Consider the following 21,520-nt stretch of genomic DNA (forward strand, 5'->3'; position numbering starts at 1 on the left):
AAACATGGCACGAAAGTCACTGGTGGGGGTTGTGGCAGACGATCTCCTGGACCGGATCATTGCCGGGGATTTCCCGCCCGGTTCCAGCGTTCCCGGCGAACTTGAGCTCAGTGCGGAGCACGAGGTGAGCCGCATGACCGTCCGCGAGGCCATGAAAACCCTTGAGGCGCAGCGGATCCTCAGCGTTGAACGCGGCCGCGGAACCTTCGTGAATCCGCTCAACCGCTGGGCCTCACTCGAAGCTGTGCTGCGCGCCGCATCGGAGGGACAGAACGAGGCCGCGGCCTCCGTCCAGCTCATTGAACTCCGCAGAATGCTGGAAACCGGAGCCTGCGAACTCGCTGCCACCCGGATCAGCGACGCGGACATCCAGGCGCTGTTCGGCCATGTCTCAGCGATGCGGGAAGCCCACGAGGTCAACAACGTGGCCGCATTTGTGGAAGCCGACCTCGCCTTCCACGACCTGATCCTGCGGGCGTCGGAGAATGTTTTTGTGGCCGTCCTCTTTGAGCCGCTCCACCGCGTCCTGGAAAAGCGCCGCGCGGAAACATCGGCCGTGCCCACCATTCAGGAGCACGCCATCGGCCACCATCAGAACATCGCCGAGGCGTTGGAGTCACGCAATCCCGCGATGGCCCGCGAAGCCATGGACTCACACATGCAGCAGACTTTGGACGACCTTAAGACACTGGTCCTCCAGTCGCCCTAGCTCCCCGCTTGCCCCGGAGTTTTTGTCCAGATAATGGCAAATTGGGGCCTGGAAAGCCGCGATATCTGGACAAAAACTCCAAGAGCCGGGCTCTGGCCACGTCGGCGAAGTGCTACTAGTGTTCAAGGACGGCCCGCAACCGGGAATCGAAGGCGATCACGAGGAGCGAAGTTGTCCAATCACACGTACAGCATTACTGAAATCGTCGGCACGTCCGAAGAGGGCGTCGACGCGGCAGTCCGCAACGGCATCGCCGAAGCCAGCAAGACCCTGCGCAACCTTGACTGGTTCGAAGTGAAGGAAATCCGCGGCCATCTTGAGGATGGCAAGATCGCCGACTGGCAGGTGCGGGTCAAGCTGGGTTTCCGGCACGAAAGCTCAGGCTCGTAGCCTCAACTGATGGCATCACCGATGGCCGCGCCCCAGGGCGCGGCCATCCGTGCTTGTTCAGCGGCGTTTGCTCAGTGGCGCCGGCAAAGTGGCTGACGGGAACCGGGAAAATGCATAGGCTCGTACCAAAAGCTTTTCCGAAAGCGGTTTCCGCCGCGGTGGAAACCGCCAGGAACCACCCCCTTGCAGCAACAAAGGAGTTCCCTATGACTGACATCTCGCTGAACAACGGCGTCACCATCCCCCAGCTCGGCTTTGGCGTTTTCCAGGTGCCGCCGGAAGATACGCAGCGAATCGTTGAGGACGCCCTCGAGGCCGGCTACCGCCACATCGACACCGCGGCCGCGTACCGCAATGAGGCGGGGGTGGGTGCAGCCCTTGCTGCCGCCGGCATCCCGCGCGAGGAACTCTTCATCACCACCAAGCTCCGCAACGGCGATCAGGGCCGCGCCCAGGATGCGTTCCAGGACAGCCTCAAGGCGCTGGGCCTTGATTTTCTGGACCTCTACCTCATCCATTGGCCGGTTCCGTCGCAAGGGCTCTTTGTCCAGGCGTGGAAGGAAATGGAACATCTTTATGCCGGTGAGCAGCTCCGCGCCATCGGCGTATCCAACTTCCTTTCCGACCATTTGGATACGCTGCTCGCCGCCAGCGATGTTGTTCCCGCGGTGAACCAGATTGAGTTGCACCCCAGCTACCAGCAGGCCGACCTGTCGGCGAAGAGCCGTGCGCTTGGCATCGCCGTGGAGGCGTACAGCCCGCTGGGCCAGGGTGGCGACCTGAACGGAAACGCCGTCACCGCCGTCGCACAGGCTCACCACGCCACTACCGCCCAGGTTGTCCTCGCCTGGCACTTGGCCGCCGGAACCATCGTCATCCCCAAATCGGCCGACTCGGCACGCATGCGCGAGAACTTCGCGGCGACGTCGCTGGGACTTTCGGAAGAGGAGCTCGCCTCGATCACCGCCCTCGAGCGGGGCGCGCGCATCGGCTCCGATCCCGCCGTCGCAGCCTTCTCGCAGCTCTAACATGCAGTACTCCCACCTTGGCCGCTCCGGCCTGAAGGTGTCCCGGCTGTGCCTGGGCACCATGAACTTCGGCCCGCATACAGCCGAAGCTGACGCGCACGCCATCATGGATTCCGCGCTGGACGCCGGCATTAACTTCTTCGACACGGCCAACGTCTACGGCGGAAGCGGACGCCGCGGCTGGACCGAGGAGATCATCGGCCGCTGGTTTGCCCAAGGCGGTGAACGCAGGGAACGGACCGTCCTGGCCACCAAGCTGTACGGCACCATGACGGACCGCCCCAACGAGTCCAGGCTCTCCGCCCTCAATATCCGGCGGGCCCTGGATGCGAGCCTGAAGCGCCTGCAGACGGACTACATCGACATTTACCAGTTCCACCACATCGACAGGGACACGCCTTGGGATGAGATCTGGCAGGCCATCGAAGTTGCAGTGCAGCAGGGCAAGATCCTCTATTCGGGCAGCAGCAACTTTGCAGGCTGGCACATCGCGCAGGCGCAGGAAGCTGCCCGGCGCCGGAACTACACCGGGCTGGTCAGTGAGCAGTCCATCTACAACCTGTTCCGCCGCGAAGTGGAACTTGAGGTTATCCCCGCCGCACAGCAGTACGGCCTGGGCCTGATCCCCTGGTCCCCGCTGCAGGGTGGGCTCCTGGGCGGGGTGCTGAAGAAGGAACGTGCCGGCGTCCGGCGCACTCAAAGCCGGGCGGCGGAGACTCTCAAGGAGCACCGGGACCAGATCCAGCAGTTCGAGGACTTTGCGGGCGAACTGGGCCACGAGCCCGGCGACACCGCACTCGCCTGGCTGCTGCACCAGCCTGCGGTCACCGCACCGATCGTGGGACCGCGCACGCAGGAACAGCTCGACGCCGCCATCAGGGCCCTGGACGTCAGCCTCGACGCCGCGGCACTCAAGCGACTCGACGACATCTTCCCTGGCCACCGTCCGGCACCGGAGGACTACGCGTGGTGAATCTGTTGGGTCTTGAAGCAGACACTGTGGCACCACGGAACATCCTCTTCCTTGGCGGCACCGGGGTCATCAGCGCAGCAGCGGCAGAACGCGCCGTCGCCCTCGGTCACCGTGTGGCCATCCTCAACCGCGGGCAGTCCGGCAAGCCGGTGCCGGACGGCACAGAGGTGCTGCATGCGGACATCCGTGATCCGGCGGCTGTGCGGAACGTGCTCGCGGGACGGGAGTTCGACGCCGTCGCGGACTTCATTACCTTCACACCGGATCAGGCGCGGGCCAACATAGGGCTATTCCGCGGCCGGACCGGCCAGTACGTGTTCATCAGTACCGCGTCGGCCTACCAGAAGCCGCCCGCCCGGCTGCCGATCCTCGAATCCACGCCGCTGAAGAACCCCTTCTGGCAGTATTCGCGGGACAAAATCGCCTGCGAGGACGTGCTCTTCGAGGCGTACCGGCGGGATGATTTTCCCGTCACGGTGGTGCGTCCGTCGCATACCTATGACCGCACCAGGGTGGGCCTGGTAGGCGGCTGGACAGACATTCACCGGATGCGCACGGGGCAGCCAGTCATGGTGCACGGTGATGGCACGTCGCTCTGGACCGTGACGCACGCCCGGGACTTCGCCAAGGCGTTTGTGGGCCTGCTCGGCAGGCCGCAGGCAGTGGGCGAAAGCTACACCATCACCTCGGACGAGTACCTGCCGTGGAACCACATCTACCGCCTGTTTGCCCGGGCAGCCGGGGTTTCCGAGCCCGAACTGGTCCACGTGGCCTCGGAAACCATTGCCGCTCACGGGGCCGGCTACAGCCCCCACCTCGGGCCCAGCCTCCTCGGCGACCGGGCGCACTCCGTGGTTTTCGACAACTCCAAGATCAAGTCCCTGGTGCCCGGCTATACGGCCACCATTCCGTTCGCAGAGGGAACCCGGGAGATCATCAACTGGTACGAGAGCCATCCCGAACTGCAGGTGGTGGACCAGGAGTTCATGGATCTGAGCGATCGGCTGATCAGCTGGGCACGCCGGGCGGGCTAGGCCTGTTCAACCCTGCCTCCTCAAAGCACTGCGTCCGTTTCAACCCACGGAGTCTTTTTCAACCCAGTTTGCCCGCCAATCGGGTGCCTCGAAGGCTTCGCTCCAGTAGGCGGTTTCCTTGGCGATTTTGCCGTCCCGGAATTCGAAGATGAAAACTGTCTCGTACCGCGGGCCGTTGTAGTCCAGCAGGGCTTCAGCCACCACCAGGTTCCCGCCGCTCGTCAGCCGGCGTGGCGTAATGGTGGGCAGCTGCGGGAAGGCGTTGTAGATGCCCCGCCGGTTTTCCGCGCCGTGCACCACTTCGCCGGATTGTGGCCAGTGCATCACCGCGTCGTCGTGAAACAGGTCATCCATGACCTCGATGTGACGGTCGTTGATGCACGCGATCAGCCGGTGGACCACGTCCTCATTAGCGCTGGATTCAACCACGATATTGACCTGATTCCTCGATGATTCCTACGGACTCCTAACGCTTGCATTGTCCTCCGGAAGTCGGTCCTGCACCACGGCGGACTCGCGCGCGCCCGGGGGGCTGTGCCTTCATGCCCAGTTGCACTTTGCCAACCCGCCGACACGCCGTGGCGCGGCACGGTTGACCGGAGGTTTACCTCGCCCGGAGCGAAGCAACTGGGCGGGAGCGCACGCGGCACCGCATCCCCACCGTGCAAATTGCATGACCTGTCGAATATCGATAGTCTTTCATTGTTATTCGATATCCTAGGAGACCCAATGGGAAAGCTGCTCACCCTCGCCTTGCGCGCCGTACTGGCAGTGGCGCTCGCCGGCTCGCTTTTTGTCCAGGTATGGATGGTGCCGCTGCTGTCCATCGACCTGGAGGAATCCGGCACTGATGCGGGCACTCGGATTCTTGCCCTGGTGATTGTGGTCCTGGGCATCGCCACCGTCCAGGTGACGCTGGTCTGCGTATGGCGCCTTCTGACGATGGTGCGGCGCGGAACCGTGTTCTCCCCCGCCGCGTTCCGGTACGTGGACATCATCTTCGGCGCGGTCGCAGCCGCGTCAGTGCTGGTCTTTGCCCTCGCCGTGATGCTTGCCCCGGGCGACGCCTCTCCTGGCATTGTGCTGCTCATCTGCGGGGCGTCCCTCCTGATCGCCGGCGTGGCCCTGATTGTCCTTGTGCTCAGAACACTGCTGGCCCAGGCCGTGGCCCGCGACGCTGAAGCGAATCATCTGCGCGCTGAGCTGGGCGAGGTGATCTGATGCCGATTGTTGTGGACATTGACGTCATGCTGGCCCGGCGCAAAATGCCGGTGGGCGAACTGGCGGACAGGATCGGGATCACGCCGGCCAACCTGGCGGTACTCAAAAACGGCCGCGCGAAGGCAGTGCGCTTCACTACGCTTGAGGCGCTGTGCGACGTCCTCGACTGCCAGCCGGGAGACTTGTTGCGGTGGGAACCGGGCGAATCGGAAGACGCGACGGCGTGAGTCGGGGCAGACTGGTGAAATGACACTCTCACCGCTCATCAAACTCAATGACGGCAACACCATCCCGCAGCTGGGGCTCGGCACGTGGCCACTGGACGACGATCAGGCGGCTGCCGCCGTCGTCAGCGCTGTAGACGCCGGGTACCGGCACATCGACACGGCCGTGAAATACGGCAATGAGGAAGGTGTGGGCAACGGCGTGCGGGCCAGTGGGGTGGATCGCGCCGAGCTGTTTATCACCACCAAACTGGACGGTCAGTTCCAAGGTCAAGACCGCGCAGCGGCGGGGCTGGAGGGGTCGCTGACCCGGATGGGGCTGGACTACGTGGACCTCCTGCTGATCCACTGGCCACTCCCCCAACGCGACGATTTCATCGCAACGTGGAAGACATTCGAGCGGCTCCAGGCAGAGGGAAAAGCCCGGTCCATCGGTGTTTCAAACTTCAAGCCGGCCCATCTGGAGCGGCTACTGGCTGAGACTGATGTAGTGCCGGCGGTGAACCAGATCCAGTTGAGTCCGGCCGTCACGCGTATGGTCGACCGGGAGTTCAATGCCAGGCATGGAATCGTCACGGAGTCGTACAGTCCGCTGGGCGGCTCCGGTGCCAGCCTGCTGGGCGCTCCACTCCTTGCCCAGCTGGGCGAAAAGTACGACAAATCGCCGGCTCAACTGGTGTTGCGGTGGCACATTGAGCAGGGACTCGTGGTCATTCCAAAATCGGGTGACCCCGAGCGGATGCGGGAAAACCTGGACATCTTTGACTTCGCTCTGGACCGGCAGGATCTGGCGGAACTTGCCATCCTGGACGAAGGTCCCGGCGCCGGGATCGACTCGGACACGACAGGCCACTAAAGGCCCCTGAAGTCGCCTTTCACCAGGAAGCAGACTGGCTTAAAGAAAGTAAGCATGATTAGTATTGAGGCAGAAGGATGAAGCGTCCCGGGATCCGGGTACCTCCTTTTATGTAGGAAGTAGGACAAAATGGGCTTCTTTGCTTTTCTGATTCTTGGCCTTATTGCCGGCGCGATCGCTAAGGCGATCCTTCCGGGCAGGCAGGGTGGCGGATGGATCATGACCCTCATCCTGGGCGTTGTCGGGGCATTCCTCGGCGGCTGGCTCGGCGGACTGCTGTTCAACGCACCACTGCAGGAGTTCTTCTCGCTGCAGACCTGGCTGCTCGCGATCGCAGGTTCGATCATCGTACTGCTGGTATACGGCATGGTTACGAAGCGCAGCGTCCGCGGTTAATTTCTCCACCGGCGTGAAGACCGGCCCTGGGACAACATCCCCGGGCCGGTTTTCTTTTCTCCAGCCAAGCAGCCGGGGACTGGCACCCTTTCTCTACGAGCAGGAGTTCATCATGAAATCTAAACTTCTTCTGGGCATCGGAATCGCAGCAGGCTACGTCCTGGGATCGCGGTCCGGCCGGGCAGCATACGACAAACTCAAGGCAAGGGCGGCCGACATTTGGGACAGCAAGCCTGTCCAGGACAAGGTCAGCGCCGCCACCGAGGCCATCAAGGAAAAGGCTCCTGAGGTGGCGGACCAGCTGGGCGAGGCCGCACGCCGCGCGGGCACCGTGATCGGCTCAGCTATGCACCACGACGCCGTAGGCAGTAACGGCAAGGCAAAAACGTCCGACGCCGACACGTCCGTTAGTGCTACCGGAACCACCGGGGACCACGTCCCTGCCCACAGCACCCATCCGGAAACGGTGAACCTGGGGACCTCGGATGTTGAATCCGATCCTGCGCTGAACGATGGCCAGGGCCAGGACTGGTCCGATGAGGGCGGCGCCACTCCCGCTGGCGCAGCCACGAACGTTGACCCCAGGCGGGAATGATTAATAGTTTCCCTGCGGAGACGTGACGGCCCTGCCGCTGCGTGACAAGTAGCCGCGCCTGAACTGTGCTAAAACTGATTGACATTGCCGGCCGTCGCGATCCTTGGGGGACGCGGCGGCTGGCGGCGTCTTAAGTGGTGGCAACCAACCGCGGCTTGCATGGCCAGCGGGCTAATCGGGAGAACAGATGAGCACTGCAGGCAGCATCCCCGCCGCGCCTCCGGGCTGGTATCCCGATCCGGCCGGCACTAGCCGGCTCCGCTGGTGGGACGGCTCCGGGTGGACCGACCAGTTCAGCACCCCGCACCAGCAAGGTCCGCATGCCGGGCAGTATGCGGCGAGCCTGTATGCGGCAGGCCCATATGCGAACGTCCCGGCAGCAGTTCAGCGTCCCTTCATCAGCCGGGATGCTCCGGTCTACAATCCGCTGATCTGGGCCATCACGTTGCTCCCGCTTCTGTCCACAATCCTTTTGCTGCTCTGGAATCCGGAGCTTCGGTTTATTACCGTCGGACGGCAGCAGACGCCCACCCTGGACCCGTTTTCCATCTTTAGTCCCGCGTACTTCATGCTCGTTTTCTCGGGCTTCCTGGCGTATGCGGTTTCCGTGCTGCTTGCCTACTTCGACTCCGAGCGGCTCAAACGCGTCGGCGTCGTCAGGCCGTTCCATTGGGCCTGGAGCTTCCTCAGCAGCGCGGTGTACGTCATTGGCCGCTCGGTGATCACGTCGAAGGTCGCCCGGGGTCGAGGGCTCGTGCCCATTTGGGTGCTGATCGGCGTCTTTGTCCTCAATATTGTGGTGACAAACATCAAAATGTCGGCGCTGATGTCATCGATGATCGAGACCATTCCGGCCTGACCAGGCTCGTTTGGGTGCCTTTATTTGAGCGGGCTCTGGGATCCAGGAGTTTGCTTCAGTAAAATTTGAATGGCCTCGGAGCGGACACGCCCGACGTCCTGCACGGGGTTCCGGAATGGAGCGCCATGCTCGATAGCCTGCTCTGCAAAATGAATCTGGGGCACCACTGGCTCGCGGAATCCAACCCTGACGGTACTCTCCGGAGGCACTGCACGAAGTGTGGAAAACACGACCGCCACAGTGATCGGTGGTCCGGGCGCCTCGCCCGCGGAGACCGTCCTCACGACCCGGGCGGCAGCCAGTTCTACGAGTAAACCGCCGCACGTCTTAGAATGTCAGACCCCTTTGGCAGAGTATTCCTATGGAGGTTTCTGACGGCGCAGCTTGCGGGGAACAGCAGTAGTTCGGCCGTGCCGCCGCAAATTGACTCGCCTGTTGAGGGCGCTTCCAACCGCGGAATTCCCGATGCCCGTCGAAATGTCACACCCTCACGGCAGAGTAATCCTATGGAGGCTCTGAGGGAGCGGCTTGCGGGGGACAGTGGCGATTCCACCGTGCCTGCGCCGGTGAGCCTCACGGCGGCGATCGCGGTGGTCCGAGCCGTAGTTGCTGCCGCTCCGGACCAACTGGCCAGGGCTGGCTACGTGGACGCAGCAGATTTCGCCGGCCAAACAGAAGAGCTCTCCCGGGACGTGGAATACCTCCAGATCCTGTCTGCAGGCGCCGTGGACCGCACCCGAACCCAGGCCATCACCACCGCCGCTGCCACCCGGGCCACCCGGTCCTGGACCACCGGCTGGGACAACGGAGTCGAAACCGTCAACGAAACCGACGCGGCCTGGCCCGCCACCGCGGGGGACGATACATTCGCGGCAGCAACCCCGGAGGCCGGCCCCGCCGTGCCGCGGACCGTGCCACGGTCACCGGCGGACGACGGCTGCAAGAGCACCGCCGAATTCCTGCGCCTGAGGCTCAGGATCGGGCTCGGCGAAGCCAAACGCCGCCTCCACCTGGCCCACGCCATACTGCCCGAAACCACCCTCACCGGCGACTCCATACCTCCGGCACGGGAACATCTCGCCGCAGCTTTCTCCCCCGCCACCACGACAAAACCCGGCACTGACGCCGTCGCCTCGCTCGAGTTCCCGGCAGGTGCCGGGCCAGTAGTATCGTCCCGGACCGGGACCATCATCAGCGCCACCCTGGACCGGCTCAAACACCACACCACCCCCGAGACCCTGGACCAGATCGAACACGACCTGACCCGCACCGCCGCCACCGCGGACCCGGACTTCGTCGCCCGCGTCGCCCGCCGCTGGGCCGACACCCTCGACGCCGACGGCACCGAACCCACCGAAGAAGCCCTCCGCCACACCCAAGGCGCGTTCATCCGCAAACCCCGCCACGGCCTGCACCACCTCGAAATCTTCGCCACCACCGACGAATACGAACACTTCGCCACCATCATGAACGCCGCCACCAACCCCCGCACCCACCAACCCGGCCAGACCACCGGCACCGGCAGCGGCGAACATGACAGCATCCGGGGCCCGGGCCGGGACACCGACGTGTGGCAGGGCACCGACATGGACCTGGACCGGCGCACCCGGCCCCAGAAACAACTCGACGGTATCGTCACCGCCTTCAAAGCAGCCCTCACCACCAACAAACTCCCCACCGCCGGCGGCAACCGCCCCCAAATCCTCGCAACCATCAACTACCAAGACCTCCTCCCCCACCACGGCCCCAGCATGAACGCAGCCACCGGAACGGACACCGGAGCCTGGGCACACACGCGGACCCACGCCGGCACTGGCAACTACACCTTCACAGGCCCCGTCGCCGCCGCCACCCTCCGCAAACTCGCCTGCGACGCCGACATCATCCCCGCCCTCCTCGGCACCCACGGCGAAATCCTCGACCTCGGCCGCAAAACCCGCCTCTTCACCCCCGCCCAACGCCTCGCCCTCACCGCCCGCGACCAAGGCTGCACCTTCCCCAACTGCACCATCCCCGCACCGTGGTGCGAAGCCCACCACATCACCTACTGGTCCCACAACGGCCCCACCAACACCGGGAACGGCGCCCTCCTCTGCTCCCATCACCACCACCTCATCCACAAAGAACAATGGACCATCCACACTCGCCATGGGGTCCCCTGGTTCACACCCCCGCGCCACATCGACCCCACCCAAAAACCCCAACAAAACCACTACTTCAAACCACCCCCACCACCCCAACGCGAATAAAACCGCCATGCAAAAGCTTGGGGTCCGAACAAAGGTACTTTCCGGGATTGGCCTCAATTCCGGGTCATTGGTGCAACAACTCACTAAGGTGCCCAGGGCCAGGGGTCCAAAACTCACCGGGCCGCACCATGCCGCGTCCAAGAAATAGCCGGAACCTGCCAGCGTTCCTTCGCGGCTAACTGAAAACGTGGGCGCCGCGGATTCCCGACGCTAGCGAGCCCTTCCGACGACTACAGTGCCGTCCAGCTCGTCCGACCGGACGGTCCGGACCTTGAACCCCGCAGACGCCATGATCGACGCCGTGTGCCCAGCCTGGCGCTCGCTCGTTTCGATGAGGAGATATCCGCCAGGATGAAGCCATTCGCCAGCCCCGGCGGCCACCCGGCGATGGAGATCGAGGCCATCCGCACCGCCGTCGAGCGACAACGTTGGCTCATAGTCCCGTGCCTCACGCGGCATGGTGGCAATTTCGGCCGTCGGGACATAGGGGGCGTTCGCGGTCAGTACCGAGACCTGCCCCTTGATGGCGGACGGCAGCGCATCGAACAAATCGCCTTGGAGAACCTCCCCTCCCACCCTTGCAACATTCCGGCGGGCACATGCCACGGCGGCTGGATCAATGTCCGCGGCATACAGCTCGAGCCCGGCGACCCGGGACGCGATGGCGGTGCCTGCTGCGCCGGATCCGCAGCAAAGATCAACTACGACGGCGGCGCTCACGGAACGCACAGGCTCCGGCACCGGGTCTTCGTGGACCCGGGCGCCGTCGTCGGCCTTGGTGCCTTCGTGGAGCCGGGCGCGGAGAAGCGGGGACTCTTTGGGCTGAACCTTCGCCAGCGCTGCCACGGCCTCGTTGACCAGGAGCTCGGTGCGGCGGCGCGGAACAAAGACACCGGGATCGAGCTCAATCCGCAGACCAGCAAACTCTGCCCAGCCGAGAATTTGCTCAAGCGGATAGCCGGCAATGCGCCGCTCCACAGCCGCCGCCACGTTGGCCGGACATGACGCGGCCTCCACCAGCAGCCGGGCTTCCTCCTCCGCAAAGACACACCCAGCGGAACGAAGGCGGTCGGCGATCCCGGCAATGGAATCGGCAAGGGAATCGGCAATGGAGTCAGAACCCAGTGCGGAGCGTGACAACAAAAACCCTTTCTGCTCGGCCGGTGGGAACAACAGCGGGCACTTCCGGGAACGTCGCCAGGTCCCGCAAGACACCCGCCACGAACCTTATGGTAAGCGCACAATAGCCTCTCTGCATGGCAATCAAAAGACTGGATTTATTCGGTGCAAGCGCTTACCGTTTGGCGTGGTTCACTCGGCGATCGCTGGGATCGTCCTGGACCTACCGCTGAAACTGACCGCCAATGACGCATCTAACTTCATCCACTCAGCACCCTGCACAGCACCGCCGCTACCAGGAAGGTCTCCTGACGTGAACTCACGCACCCCTAGAGGCACCACCCCACGCCTCGGCAGCCCGTTCAAAACCCGAAAGACGCCGGATCCTCACCCGCTGCTCAGAACCGCACGGCTCCGCACCGCACTGTCCCGGACCGCACTCCGATGCGTGGCATCCGTGATGTTGGCGGCAGCCTTGGCCGTCTCGGCATCGGGTTTTCCGGCACAGGCCACGCCCGGCACTAAGGACCCCGAGCCGAAGAAGCCCGCGTCGTCGTCGGCCCTTCACTCACTCCGCGCTCCGGTGGCGGACGAGAATTTTTACTTTGTGATGGCCGACCGGTTCAGTAACGGGGACACCGCCAACGACGATGGCGGGCTGGGAGGGGACCCCATGGTCTCCGGGTTCGATCCCACCAACAAGGGGTTTTACAACGGCGGAGACCTCGCCGGGCTCCTGGGCAAGATCGACTACATCCAGGGCCTGGGCACCACGTCCATCTGGCTGACCCCCAGCTTCAAGAACAAGGCGGTCCAGACCGAGGACAAGTCGGCCGGTTACCACGGCTACTGGGTTACGGACTTCACGCAGATCGACCCCCATCTTGGAACCAACAACGAGCTGAAGACCCTCATCAAAGAGGCCCATTCGCGGGGCATGAAGGTCTACTTCGACATCATCACCAACCACACCGCAGACGTGATCAGCTACAAGGAGAAAGCCCGCCAGCCCTACATTTCCAAAGACGTGGTCCCGTACCGGACGGCATCGGGCGAGGTGTTCGACGACCGGGACTTCGCCGGAACGAAGGCGTTCCCCAAGCTCGACGTCGAAAAGTCCTTCCCCTATGTCCCAGTCCTGGAAAAGGCCGAAGAAAACCTCAAAGTCCCCAAGTGGCTGAACGATCCTACGCTCTACCACAACCGCGGAGACACCACCTTTGTGGGCGAAGACTCCTACTACGGCGACTTCTTTGGCCTGGACGATCTCTTCACGGAACACCCCAAGGTCGTGGACGGAATGGAGAAGATCTACAAGACCTGGATCCGCGAGTTCGGCGTGGACGGCTTCCGGATCGACACCATGAAGCACGTGAACAACGAGTTCTGGCAGGAATTCGGCCCGGAAGTCCTCAGCTACGCCAAGGCACAGGGCAAGGACGAGTTCTTTATGTTCGGCGAGGTCTTCGACACCACCAAGAGCTTCACCTCGCAGTTCACCACGCGCAACCAGATGCAGGCGGTGCTGGACTTCCCGTTCCAGGACGCCGCCCGCAGCTTTGCTTCCAAGAGCAAGGACGCCCGCAGCCTGGAGACCTTCTTCGCAGGGGACGACTGGTACACCGACGCCGATTCCAACGTGTACCAGCTGCCCACCTTCCTGGGCAACCACGACATGGGCCGCATCGGCAGCTTCATCGCGACCGACAACCCCGGCGCCACCGACACGGAGAAGGTGGCCCGAGACCAGCTGGCCCACGAGCTGATGTACTTCTCCCGCGGCAACCCGGTGATCTATTACGGTGACGAGCAGGGCTTCACCGGGCCCGGCGGCGACCAGGACGCCCGGCAGACGCTCTTCGCCAGCCAGGTTCCGGAATACCTCGACGACGATCTGCTGGGCACAGACGCCACGCACGCGGCCGACAACTTCAACGCCGGCCATCCGCTGTACACCAAAATCAGCCAGCTCGCAGCCCTGACCAAGGAGCACCCGGCCCTTCGCGACGGCGCCCATCAGCACCGCTACGCATCCGAAGGTCCCGGGATCTACGCGTTCTCCCGCACAGCCGCGGCGGACCAGCGCGAATACGTCGTGGCCTTGAACAACAGCGAACAGCCGCAGACCGCCGAAGTCCCCACGTACATTGGCAAGCGCAACTACACGAGGATCTATGGCGACGCCGCAAACCAAGCTAAGACCTCCGCGGAGGGCAAACTGACGGTTACGGTTCCGCCGTTGTCCGCCGTGGTCTACAAGTCGTCGGGCCGAATTCCACACTCAAAGTCGGCCCCCGCCATCGAACTTCAGGAACCTGCCGCGGCACCCGCGGACAACGGCCGGATCAAGGTAACGGCCGACGTCGGCGGTACTTCGTTCTACGAGGTCACCTTCGAGGCGAAGACGGCGGGCGGTGGCTGGACCCCCATCGGCACCGATGACACAGCGCCGTACCAGGTGTTCCACGACGTGGCGGACCTGAACGCCGGCACGCCACTGGAATACCGCGCCACCGTGCTGGACAACGGCGGGCACACGGCCACCAGCGCGTCCCGGGCAGCAGCGGTACCCGCACCCGCCCTGACCATACAGAAGCCTGTAGAGGGCAGCTATGTGAAGGGGTCTGTGGAGCTCAGCGCCACCGCGGATCCTGAAAAGCCCACTCACGTGGTCTCCTTCGAGCGCAGCATCGCAGGCGGCGATTGGACTGCCATGGGCTCTGACGACACATCGCCGGCGTACTCGGTGACCGATGACCTGGCAGACCTGGAACTCCCCGGCGGCACCGTGGTCCAATACCGCGCGGCCATGACCGGCCCCGGTTTCAGTGTGGTCAGCGAACCGCGGACGGTGACAGTGGGCGACGCACCGCAGCCGGACTCAGTGACTGTCGAGGGGTCGTTCAAAACCGAGCTGGGCTGCCCGAATGATGTGGACGAAGCCTGCCCGGCGGCGTCCATGACGCTGGACCCGGAGGACAACATCTGGCGTCTGACCGTTGACCTGCCCAAAGGGCTGTACGAATATAAGGCCGCGCTCAACGGCACGGACGTCAGCTACGGCGTGGACGGGGTCCTGAACGGGAGCAACATCGTCCTTGACCACCCCGGCGGAGCGGTCACCTTCCGGTACGACAACCGGACGCACGTCACGAGTGCCGTCTACGCTTCACAGCAGCCGCAGGCCGTAGCCGTCGCCGGCAGCCTGAACGCCGCCCTCGGCTGTAGTGGCGACTGGCTGCCCGCCTGCGACCAGGCCCAGTTGACGCTGGACCAGGCAACTCTGGTGTGGAAGCTGTCCGCGAACCTCGACGCCGGAACGTACGAGTTCAAAGCCGCGCTGAACCGCACATGGGACGAGAACTACGGCGCTGACGGCGTACGCAACGGCGGCAACATCGTTTACAAGCACGACGGCGGCCCGGTCACCTTCCGGTACGACCACGTCACCCACCTGCTCACGGCGGGTTAGTCCGCTTCTGTTCTGAAGAGGAGCCCGGCCCAAGGGAACCAGATCAACTCCCCGAGGCTGGGCTCCTTGTCTGTGGCAACACAGACGGCCCTACGTCTGCAGCGACTCCGACACGGCCGCCAGCAGCGAGTTGAACCTGGCATTGCCGGGAAGATCGTCGATGTACACCGGCTTCCCGGCCGGATCCCCCAGCGGAACCTGCCAGTTCGGATACAGCGCCTCTGTGGTGCCCGGCTGGTTCTGCACGCGCCGCTCCCCCACCGCGTCAACCAGTGCGACGCCGAGCAACACCGACGGCGTCTGGGCAAGCAGGCGGTGCAGCGCCTCGATGGTGCGGCCCTCGCTCTCTTGGCTGCCGCCGGCATCGGGCAGCAGCCCGCGTTCGCGCAACAGTCCCATCATCTTCTCCAGCGTGGCCTCGTGTTCCGCGCGCTCTTCAGCTTCGGAGCGCTCCAGCAGGCCCAGCCTGCTGCGAAGTGACACGTGGTCACCCGCAAGGTAGCCGGCCGTCGGCGGCAGGTCGTGGGTGTTGACGCTGGCGAGCGCCTGCGTGCGGTACAGTTCGGGCGGCAGCGGGGAGTCGCCGTCGTTCTCGAACCACAGGATGGACGTTCCCAGGATGCCGCGGGCGGCGAGGTAGTCACGCACCCACGGCTCGAACGTTCCCAGGTCCTCGCCGATCACCACGGCGCCGGCCCGCTGGGCCTCCAGCGCCAGGATGCCGATCAGCGCATCGTGGTCGTACGTGACGTAGGCGCCGTCCCGCGGTGAGTTGCCGGCCGGTACCCACCACAGGCGGAACAGGCCCAGCACATGGTCCACCCGGATACCGCCGGCATGCCGGAGCACGGTGGACAGCATGTTCCGGAACGGCGCGAACCCGGCCTCGGCCAGGCGGGACGGATGCCACGGGGGCTGGTTCCAGTCCTGGCCCTGCTGGTTGTACATGTCCGGCGGCGCCCCCACGCTGATCCCGGGCGCCAGCACATCGCGGAGCGTCCAGGCGTCGGCGCTGCTCAGGTCAACTCCGACGGCGAGGTCGTGCACCACGCCCAGCCGCATTCCGCCGCTGCGCGCGGCCTTCTGTGCGTTCTCGAGCTGCTCGTCGCAGATCCACTGCAGCCAGCGGTGGAATCCAATCCGGTCGGCAAGCTTCCCGCGCAGGGCTTCGGCCGCGATGGATCCGAGCGCGCAGTCCGGGTCGGTCCACAACGGGTCCCCCGGCGCGAGGTCTTCCCTGATGGCGGACCACAGTGCAAAGTCATCCAGGCCGGGACCGGAGATCCGGCAGAATTCATCGAATGCCGCCTGCCGCGCCGGCGAGCGCCGCGCGTGGTAGAGCAGTTCCAGGGCCTGGAGCTTGGCCGCGAAAACAGCGTTTCGGTCCAGCCGTTCCCCATCCTTGTTCAGGCCCTGGACCTGTTCCTGCAGCCTGTCGACCGTGGCGCGCCTGCGCGGCTTCAGATAGGCGAGTTCCGGAATGGCTTCCACCCGGATGTAGAGCGGGTTGAAGAAACGGCGCGTGGACGGCGAGTACGGCGATGGCTGGACCGGCGGGACGGGCTCCGCGGCGTGCAGGGGGTTGACCAGGACATAGTCCGCACCCCGTTCACCGCTGAGCGTTGCCAGGTCCGCTAGGTCAGCAAAATCGCCGATTCCCCAGGAACGCTTTGAGCGCACTGAGTACAGCTGCGTGGCCAACCCCCACCCGCGGCGCTCCATCAAGGAGTCGGCGGTGGTGAGCCGCGCCGGGACCACCACCAGGGCACACTCCGCTGTGACGCCGTCGGAAACGGCATGCAGTGTGTGCCAGCCGAGGGGCAGCCCCTCCGGTACGGCGAACGTGGCCCGCCCTGTGGGCACTCCGTCCACGTCCTGGGGCAGAACCCAGACGTCCTGCTGGACCGCCTCCACGGGCTCGCCCGCGCCCGCTTCCAGTGCAACGGTCACACGGGCTGTGGCACCATCCCGGACGTGGACCGGAACCAGCGCGGTCTCGCCATGTTGAACCACGACGGCGGGCGGCAGCATGCGCCGCCACGGCGCCAGTTCCGACTCGGCCAGGGCGGCTTCGATCAGTTCGTTTGTGTGGGCCTGGACACCGAGTGCCGCCAGGACCTTGATCAGGGTTTGGGGGGCGACACTGTAGGGCAGCCCGTCCCAGCCGTGGAATGACGTGCCCACACCGTGGGCGTCGGCCAGGCGATGGAGGAGGTGTTGGTCCACGGACCCATGACCTGCTGTTTCACCGACGCCTGGCGGAGCCGGCGTTCCGGGGAGTTGAGCGTACTGCTGGTCTGGAGCCTTCATGGATGTCCGCCTCGTCTGGTGTGATGGGTCCGAACTTACATTGCGTCCTGTTCGACCGGGGGCTTCCTCGCTCCCGGACAACTGTCGGTTCCGATTATTGCAGGAGGACACTGATTGCCTGGCCAGCGCCGTTGCCGGGTACGTAACCTAACGGGGCACGCCGGAACTGGCGCCCACGGCGGTTCTGCCGTTGGAACAGAAACGTGTCAGCGCGAAGCCAGCGAGTTCAGTGTGTCCCGGATGCCGTTCAGCGCAGGATCACGTAGCGACATAAAGGCAGGTTTCAGGAAGGGCTGGAGGATCTTGGCCGGCCCCTTGATGCTGAACTCAGCCGTGTACTTGACCAGCGAGCCCTGGTCGGAGGGACTGACATCCACTGAATCGAATGCAGTCACCGTCTTGTTCTCGCCGCGGAGCTTGATGTGGCGGTCGGTCAGCTCAATGACCTCGTATTCCAGGGACTGGCGCTTCCCGCGGAATTCGGACTCGGCGTGATAGCGGTGGCCGACCGCAACGGGACCCGGTGTGAGCTTGTCCATCACCGGCGTGCTGGGGTCCCATTCACTCGTATTCTCGAACTCGGAGAGGAAGGCAAAGGCTTTCTCGGGAGAGAGTTTGGTTTCCACGGTGCCGCTGACTGTGATCATCCATCCAGTGTAGGAACCGGAGGCGGGCAGCACACCCCCTCCCGAGTGATGGGACCTTGTTACGTGTTGGAGAACTCTGTTGCCACGTGGCCGGCCGGCAGCTCAGTCCAAGGCTCAGCCAAACTTGCCCGCAACACCTGTGCCACGCGGCGGGCTTCGTCGTAGGCGCCGTGCGATCCTGCCGTTTCCGAGGTGTAGTCGCCCGCGAAGTGGATGTTTCCCACGCTGCGTTGCAGTGCCGGCAAGGCGTCGTTGCGCTTCGGGGACAGCACGGAGAAGCAGTGCTCCCACGTTGCTGCGGCCGCTCCCACGATCCGCCCGCGCAGTTCCGGGGCGACCGTGAGGAAATCGTCCACCCAGGCCTGGATCTGCTGTTCGTCGCCTTCGATGCCCGGGATGAAGCCTGCCGAATTCCCGTAACAGGTAAAGCGGACGATCCCGTCGGCGGCCCGGACCCCCGGCTGCGGATTGATGATGCAATCAAACTTCTTGCCAACCGTTGAGACGAAGGACCAGTCCGCGAATTCCGGCAGGCCTTCGATGTTGGCCGCGATGGTGACCGTGGTGCTGCCCGGCGTTTCCGCGTCCTTAAGCGCCTCGTGCTTCCAGCCCGGCAGCTGACGGCAAATGCCTGCCACTTGGGGAGCCGGCACGGCCATCACCACATGGCGGGCCAGCAAGACCCGCCGGCTTTCCCCATCACCGGCAGTCACCTCCAAAACGTCTTCCGACTCCCGGATGCTGTGGACGCGCAGGCCGGTGGTGATGGTGGTCCGGGAACCAACGTTGGCGGCGAGCGCACGCGGCAGGTCCTGCATGCCATTTACCGGGTAGAGGCGGTTCTCCCATTCATGAGCGATGTAGCTGGCGAGATAGCGGAGGGCATACTTGGCCGACAGTTGGGCGGCGTCGCCCACGGAGCCGCCCCGGACCGCCGCTTCGATGACGCTGCGGGCAGGTCCCGGGAGTCCTTCGAGCCGGGAGGCAACGGTTTCGTTTCCGAGTCCTGCAGCCTTGCCGGTAATGGCCCCATCCGACACATTTTCCCTGTATTCACGCTCCAGCCCGTCCATGAACGCGACCAGCGCATCCTTGGACGCCTGCGGCAACGGAAGCTTCTCCACGACGTCCGGCGTTGACCCCGCGACGGATGTCACGCCGTCGATGTGCACGCCGTACGTGGCAGGGTGGAAGGGCACGGTGTCCTGGCGCAACTCCTTGGCGAGCGTCTCGGCGCGCGTTCCGCGATAGATAAACATGGCTCCGGTGTTCACCGCGGCGCCGGCAAGTTGAACACTCCGCGTCCGTCCGCCGATGTCCGTACCGGCCTCCAGCACCTGAATGTCCAGGTCCAGGTCGCGGAGATCGTACGCGAGCGCCAATCCCGCCGGTCCGGCTCCAACCACCACAACGTCGTGAATATCAGTCATGCCTGTCCCAACTTTCTGCTTATGTTTTCCCGCGCAGCGACCTGAAGCCTGGCGAACAAATCCTCGTCAATCTCCACAACACCCTCCTCAGAAGAGGCCCGCGGCCGACGTCCCGGGATACGTACGTTGTAGTCCTCGGCGAGGCGGTCCAGATGCGTGCCCAGCCTCTCCGGGAAGCCCGCAGCGGCGAAGCTTGGATCCACCACAAAGAGCGTCATCCCGATCCCCGGGTTTGCCTCTCCTGCCGTGAAGGACGGCGCATCCACGGACCAGAGACCACCCGCCAGACCGGCGAGGACCTCGGCGACCAGCGCCATATTGGCGCCCTTGTGCCCTCCATAAGGCAGCAGGGAACCGTCGACGGCGGCCCGGGCGTCCGTGGTGGGCTCACCGCGGCAGTCAATCGCCCACCCTGCCGGTATGTCGTTTCCAGCGGCGGCCGCCTCGCGGACAGCGACGAAGGCTGTTTGACTTGATGCCTGGTCGATCAGGAACGGCTGGTGAGCGCCAGTGGGCGCGGCGAAAGACAGGGGATTTGTGCCCAGGACCGGCCGCCCGCTGGAACCCGCTGCCATCAGGGCCGGAGAGTTCGCCGCTGCGAAGCAGACCAGCCCGGCCTCGGCGAGGCGGTCGGTGAAGAAGCCAAGCTCGCCGCAGGTGTAGGAATTGTGCTGCATAAAGACGGCGCAGCCCAGGTTGCCTGCCACCCTGTGGATCGTGGGTAAGGCCTGGCGGAAGCCGGTGTGCGGGATGCCGCCATCGGCGTCGCAACTGATGACTGCTCCACGCAGCGACAGGCGCGGAGTTGCCGTGCGGTTGATGGCACCGGCCTCCAGCGCCGCGAGGTAGTCAAAGAGGTGGGAGACTCCGACGGAACCTTTCCCGCGCAGCTCTGCCTGCACAATCGCATCCGCCAAGGCCTCCGCGGCGGCTTCATCGCCGCCGGCGGCCAGCACCGCCTGCAGGCATAAGCGTTCGACGACGGCGGCTGGCTGGATCATTGACGTCCTCATTGGTTCGGGAAGCGTCCGCCGCCCCGGCGAGGGAACGGACGTGGAAGTCCACTCAGGCTACCTGTGAGATATGTGATCACACAATAGTCTGATCCAAACTCTCGCCTTTGAGGCAGAGAATGAACTCATCGACGGCAGGCGACTCGCCAAAAGGCCGGGCAACATGGAGTTCCGTCTGCGGCCTGCCTGTAAAGCGGCGTGTGGTGACTCCCGGCATCTGGAACCGCTGCACGGACTCCGGGAGCACGGAGATTCCCAACCCCGCGGCCACGAGTCCAAGGACGGTCTCCTGGTGAATGGCCTGCTGCACCACCACTGGCGGGGTTGGCAGCGGATCGAAGAGCCGGAGGACGCGCGCCACGAACCCCGGCATCAGGCGGTAGGGAAAGAGGATCATGGGTTCGCCTTCGAGGTCCCGGGGACGGACGACTGCCCCGGCCGCCAGGTGGTGGGATTCGGGCAGGACCGCCACCAGGTCTTCGGTACTGAGCAGCTCAAGGTTCAGCCCGGGGACGTCTCCCGGATCCCGGATCAGGCCGAGATCCAGGTTCCCATCCAGCAGCTGCTCAATCTGCTCCGCGCTGGTCAGCGGGTTCAGCACCAGGTCTATGCGCGGGCGCTGCTGCCGGAAAGAGCGGATTGCTTCGGGAACGGCGGTGTAGCTCGCCGAACTGACGAAACCCACCCTGATCTTGCCGCTCCTGCCGGCGGCTACATCGGCAACGTCCCCTGCAGCGTCGTCGAGGTCCGCTACGGCAGCCTGGACCCGGTCCTTGAACGCGTGGCCGGCAGCAGTCAGTGCCACCCGGCGGGTGGTGCGGTCGAACAGCTGGACTCCCAGCTCACGCTCCAGCCTTCTGACGGCAACGGTCAGCGGCGGCTGGGTGATGTGCAGGCGTTCCGCCGCCCGGCCGAAGTGAAGCTCGTCGGCGACAACGAGGAAGTATCGAAGCTGCCGGAGTTCCATCGCGATTCTTTCGATTGACGCTAATAAT

General features: G+C 64.5%; 20 protein-coding genes and 1 tRNA gene. 14 read left to right on the forward strand and 7 right to left on the reverse strand.

What is annotated here, in order from left to right; all coding sequences use genetic code 11:
* Window positions 1-4: 4 nt before the first annotated feature.
* The 5 genes from J2808_RS05860 to J2808_RS05880 all read left to right on the forward strand — a co-directional run bounded on the left by J2808_RS05860 (window position 5) and on the right by J2808_RS05880 (window position 4,134).
* Complete coding sequence (locus J2808_RS05860; RefSeq protein WP_309813056.1) at window positions 5-709, forward strand: FadR/GntR family transcriptional regulator; 705 nt, start codon at window positions 5-7, stop codon at window positions 707-709.
* Window positions 710-880: 171 nt separating this feature from the next.
* Window positions 881-1,099, forward strand: a complete 219-nt coding sequence (locus tag J2808_RS05865) for a dodecin (protein ID WP_164202873.1) — start codon at window positions 881-883, stop codon at window positions 1,097-1,099.
* A gap of 206 nt (window positions 1,100-1,305) precedes the next feature.
* On the forward strand, window positions 1,306-2,127 hold the full coding sequence (locus J2808_RS05870; RefSeq protein WP_309813062.1) for an aldo/keto reductase: 822 nt from the start codon (window positions 1,306-1,308) through the stop codon (window positions 2,125-2,127).
* A 1-nt stretch (window position 2,128) separates the two neighbouring features.
* Window positions 2,129-3,100 (forward strand): aldo/keto reductase, encoded by a 972-nt coding sequence (locus J2808_RS05875; protein ID WP_309813065.1) that lies wholly within the window; start codon window positions 2,129-2,131, stop codon window positions 3,098-3,100.
* Entirely contained in the window at window positions 3,094-4,134 is a 1,041-nt protein-coding gene (locus J2808_RS05880; protein ID WP_309813070.1) for an NAD-dependent epimerase/dehydratase family protein, read from the forward strand. Before J2808_RS05875 ends, J2808_RS05880 begins: the two co-directional genes overlap by 7 nt.
* Window positions 4,135-4,173: 39 nt before the next feature.
* Here J2808_RS05880 and J2808_RS05885 read toward each other — a convergent pair whose 3' ends face one another.
* Window positions 4,174-4,563 (reverse strand): nuclear transport factor 2 family protein, encoded by a 390-nt coding sequence (locus tag J2808_RS05885; RefSeq protein ID WP_309813073.1) that lies wholly within the window; start codon window positions 4,561-4,563, stop codon window positions 4,174-4,176.
* Window positions 4,564-4,863: 300 nt separating this feature from the next.
* Here J2808_RS05885 and J2808_RS05890 point away from each other — a divergent pair, with 300 nt between their 5' ends.
* The 7 genes from J2808_RS05890 to J2808_RS05920 all read left to right on the forward strand — a co-directional run bounded on the left by J2808_RS05890 (window position 4,864) and on the right by J2808_RS05920 (window position 10,534).
* Window positions 4,864-5,355 (forward strand): DUF2975 domain-containing protein, encoded by a 492-nt coding sequence (locus J2808_RS05890; protein ID WP_309813075.1) that lies wholly within the window; start codon window positions 4,864-4,866, stop codon window positions 5,353-5,355.
* A complete protein-coding gene (locus tag J2808_RS05895) occupies window positions 5,355-5,582 on the forward strand; it encodes a helix-turn-helix domain-containing protein (protein WP_309813077.1) in 228 nt (75 codons plus the stop codon). The genes J2808_RS05890 and J2808_RS05895 overlap by 1 nt, the downstream gene beginning before the upstream one ends.
* A 19-nt stretch (window positions 5,583-5,601) precedes the next feature.
* Window positions 5,602-6,435, forward strand: coding sequence for an aldo/keto reductase (locus tag J2808_RS05900; RefSeq protein ID WP_309813080.1), 834 nt, complete (start codon window positions 5,602-5,604; stop codon window positions 6,433-6,435).
* Window positions 6,436-6,564: 129 nt separating this feature from the next.
* The gene (locus J2808_RS05905; protein ID WP_309813083.1) at window positions 6,565-6,831 is read left to right on the forward strand and encodes a GlsB/YeaQ/YmgE family stress response membrane protein; all 267 of its coding nucleotides are present in this window, start codon (window positions 6,565-6,567) and stop codon (window positions 6,829-6,831) included.
* Window positions 6,832-6,943: 112 nt separating this feature from the next.
* On the forward strand, window positions 6,944-7,426 hold the full coding sequence (locus J2808_RS05910; protein ID WP_309813085.1) for a YtxH domain-containing protein: 483 nt from the start codon (window positions 6,944-6,946) through the stop codon (window positions 7,424-7,426).
* A 187-nt stretch (window positions 7,427-7,613) separates the two neighbouring features.
* The gene (locus J2808_RS05915; RefSeq protein ID WP_309813088.1) at window positions 7,614-8,285 is read left to right on the forward strand and encodes a DUF2510 domain-containing protein; all 672 of its coding nucleotides are present in this window, start codon (window positions 7,614-7,616) and stop codon (window positions 8,283-8,285) included.
* Window positions 8,286-8,791: 506 nt separating this feature from the next.
* Window positions 8,792-10,534, forward strand: a complete 1,743-nt coding sequence (locus tag J2808_RS05920) for an HNH endonuclease signature motif containing protein (RefSeq protein WP_309813091.1) — start codon at window positions 8,792-8,794, stop codon at window positions 10,532-10,534.
* A 210-nt stretch (window positions 10,535-10,744) separates the two neighbouring features.
* On the opposite strand, the gene J2808_RS05925 is transcribed toward J2808_RS05920, so the two are convergent.
* Window positions 10,745-11,611, reverse strand: a complete 867-nt coding sequence (locus J2808_RS05925) for a methyltransferase (RefSeq protein ID WP_309814191.1) — start codon at window positions 11,609-11,611, stop codon at window positions 10,745-10,747.
* Between the two features lie 502 nt (window positions 11,612-12,113).
* On the opposite strand from J2808_RS05925, the gene J2808_RS05930 reads away from it, so the two are divergent.
* Entirely contained in the window at window positions 12,114-15,125 is a 3,012-nt protein-coding gene (locus J2808_RS05930; protein WP_309814193.1) for an alpha-amylase family glycosyl hydrolase, read from the forward strand.
* 90 nt (window positions 15,126-15,215) lie between these two features.
* Here J2808_RS05930 and malQ read toward each other — a convergent pair whose 3' ends face one another.
* The 4 genes from malQ to J2808_RS05950 all read right to left on the reverse strand — a co-directional run bounded on the left by malQ (window position 15,216) and on the right by J2808_RS05950 (window position 20,219).
* Window positions 15,216-17,435, reverse strand: coding sequence for a 4-alpha-glucanotransferase (gene malQ, locus J2808_RS05935; protein ID WP_309813094.1), 2,220 nt, complete (start codon window positions 17,433-17,435; stop codon window positions 15,216-15,218).
* A 206-nt stretch (window positions 17,436-17,641) separates the two neighbouring features.
* A complete protein-coding gene (locus J2808_RS05940; RefSeq protein ID WP_309813097.1) occupies window positions 17,642-18,082 on the reverse strand; it encodes an SRPBCC family protein in 441 nt (146 codons plus the stop codon).
* 59 nt (window positions 18,083-18,141) lie between these two features.
* Entirely contained in the window at window positions 18,142-19,512 is a 1,371-nt protein-coding gene (locus J2808_RS05945; protein WP_309813101.1) for a flavin monoamine oxidase family protein, read from the reverse strand.
* On the reverse strand, window positions 19,509-20,219 hold the full coding sequence (locus tag J2808_RS05950) for an Ldh family oxidoreductase (RefSeq protein ID WP_309813104.1): 711 nt from the start codon (window positions 20,217-20,219) through the stop codon (window positions 19,509-19,511). Before J2808_RS05950 ends, J2808_RS05945 begins: the two co-directional genes overlap by 4 nt.
* Window positions 20,220-20,309: 90 nt before the next feature.
* Here J2808_RS05950 and J2808_RS05955 point away from each other — a divergent pair.
* Window positions 20,310-20,401: transfer RNA gene (locus tag J2808_RS05955), tRNA-Trp, on the forward strand.
* A 200-nt stretch (window positions 20,402-20,601) separates the two neighbouring features.
* On the opposite strand, the gene J2808_RS05960 is transcribed toward J2808_RS05955, so the two are convergent.
* Window positions 20,602-21,492, reverse strand: a complete 891-nt coding sequence (locus J2808_RS05960; protein WP_309813109.1) for a LysR family transcriptional regulator — start codon at window positions 21,490-21,492, stop codon at window positions 20,602-20,604.
* Between the last annotated feature and the right edge of the window lie 28 nt (window positions 21,493-21,520).

The sequence above is a fragment of the Pseudarthrobacter sulfonivorans genome (genome assembly GCF_031454915.1).
Classification (GTDB): Bacteria; Actinomycetota; Actinomycetes; order Actinomycetales; family Micrococcaceae; genus Arthrobacter; species Arthrobacter sulfonivorans_C.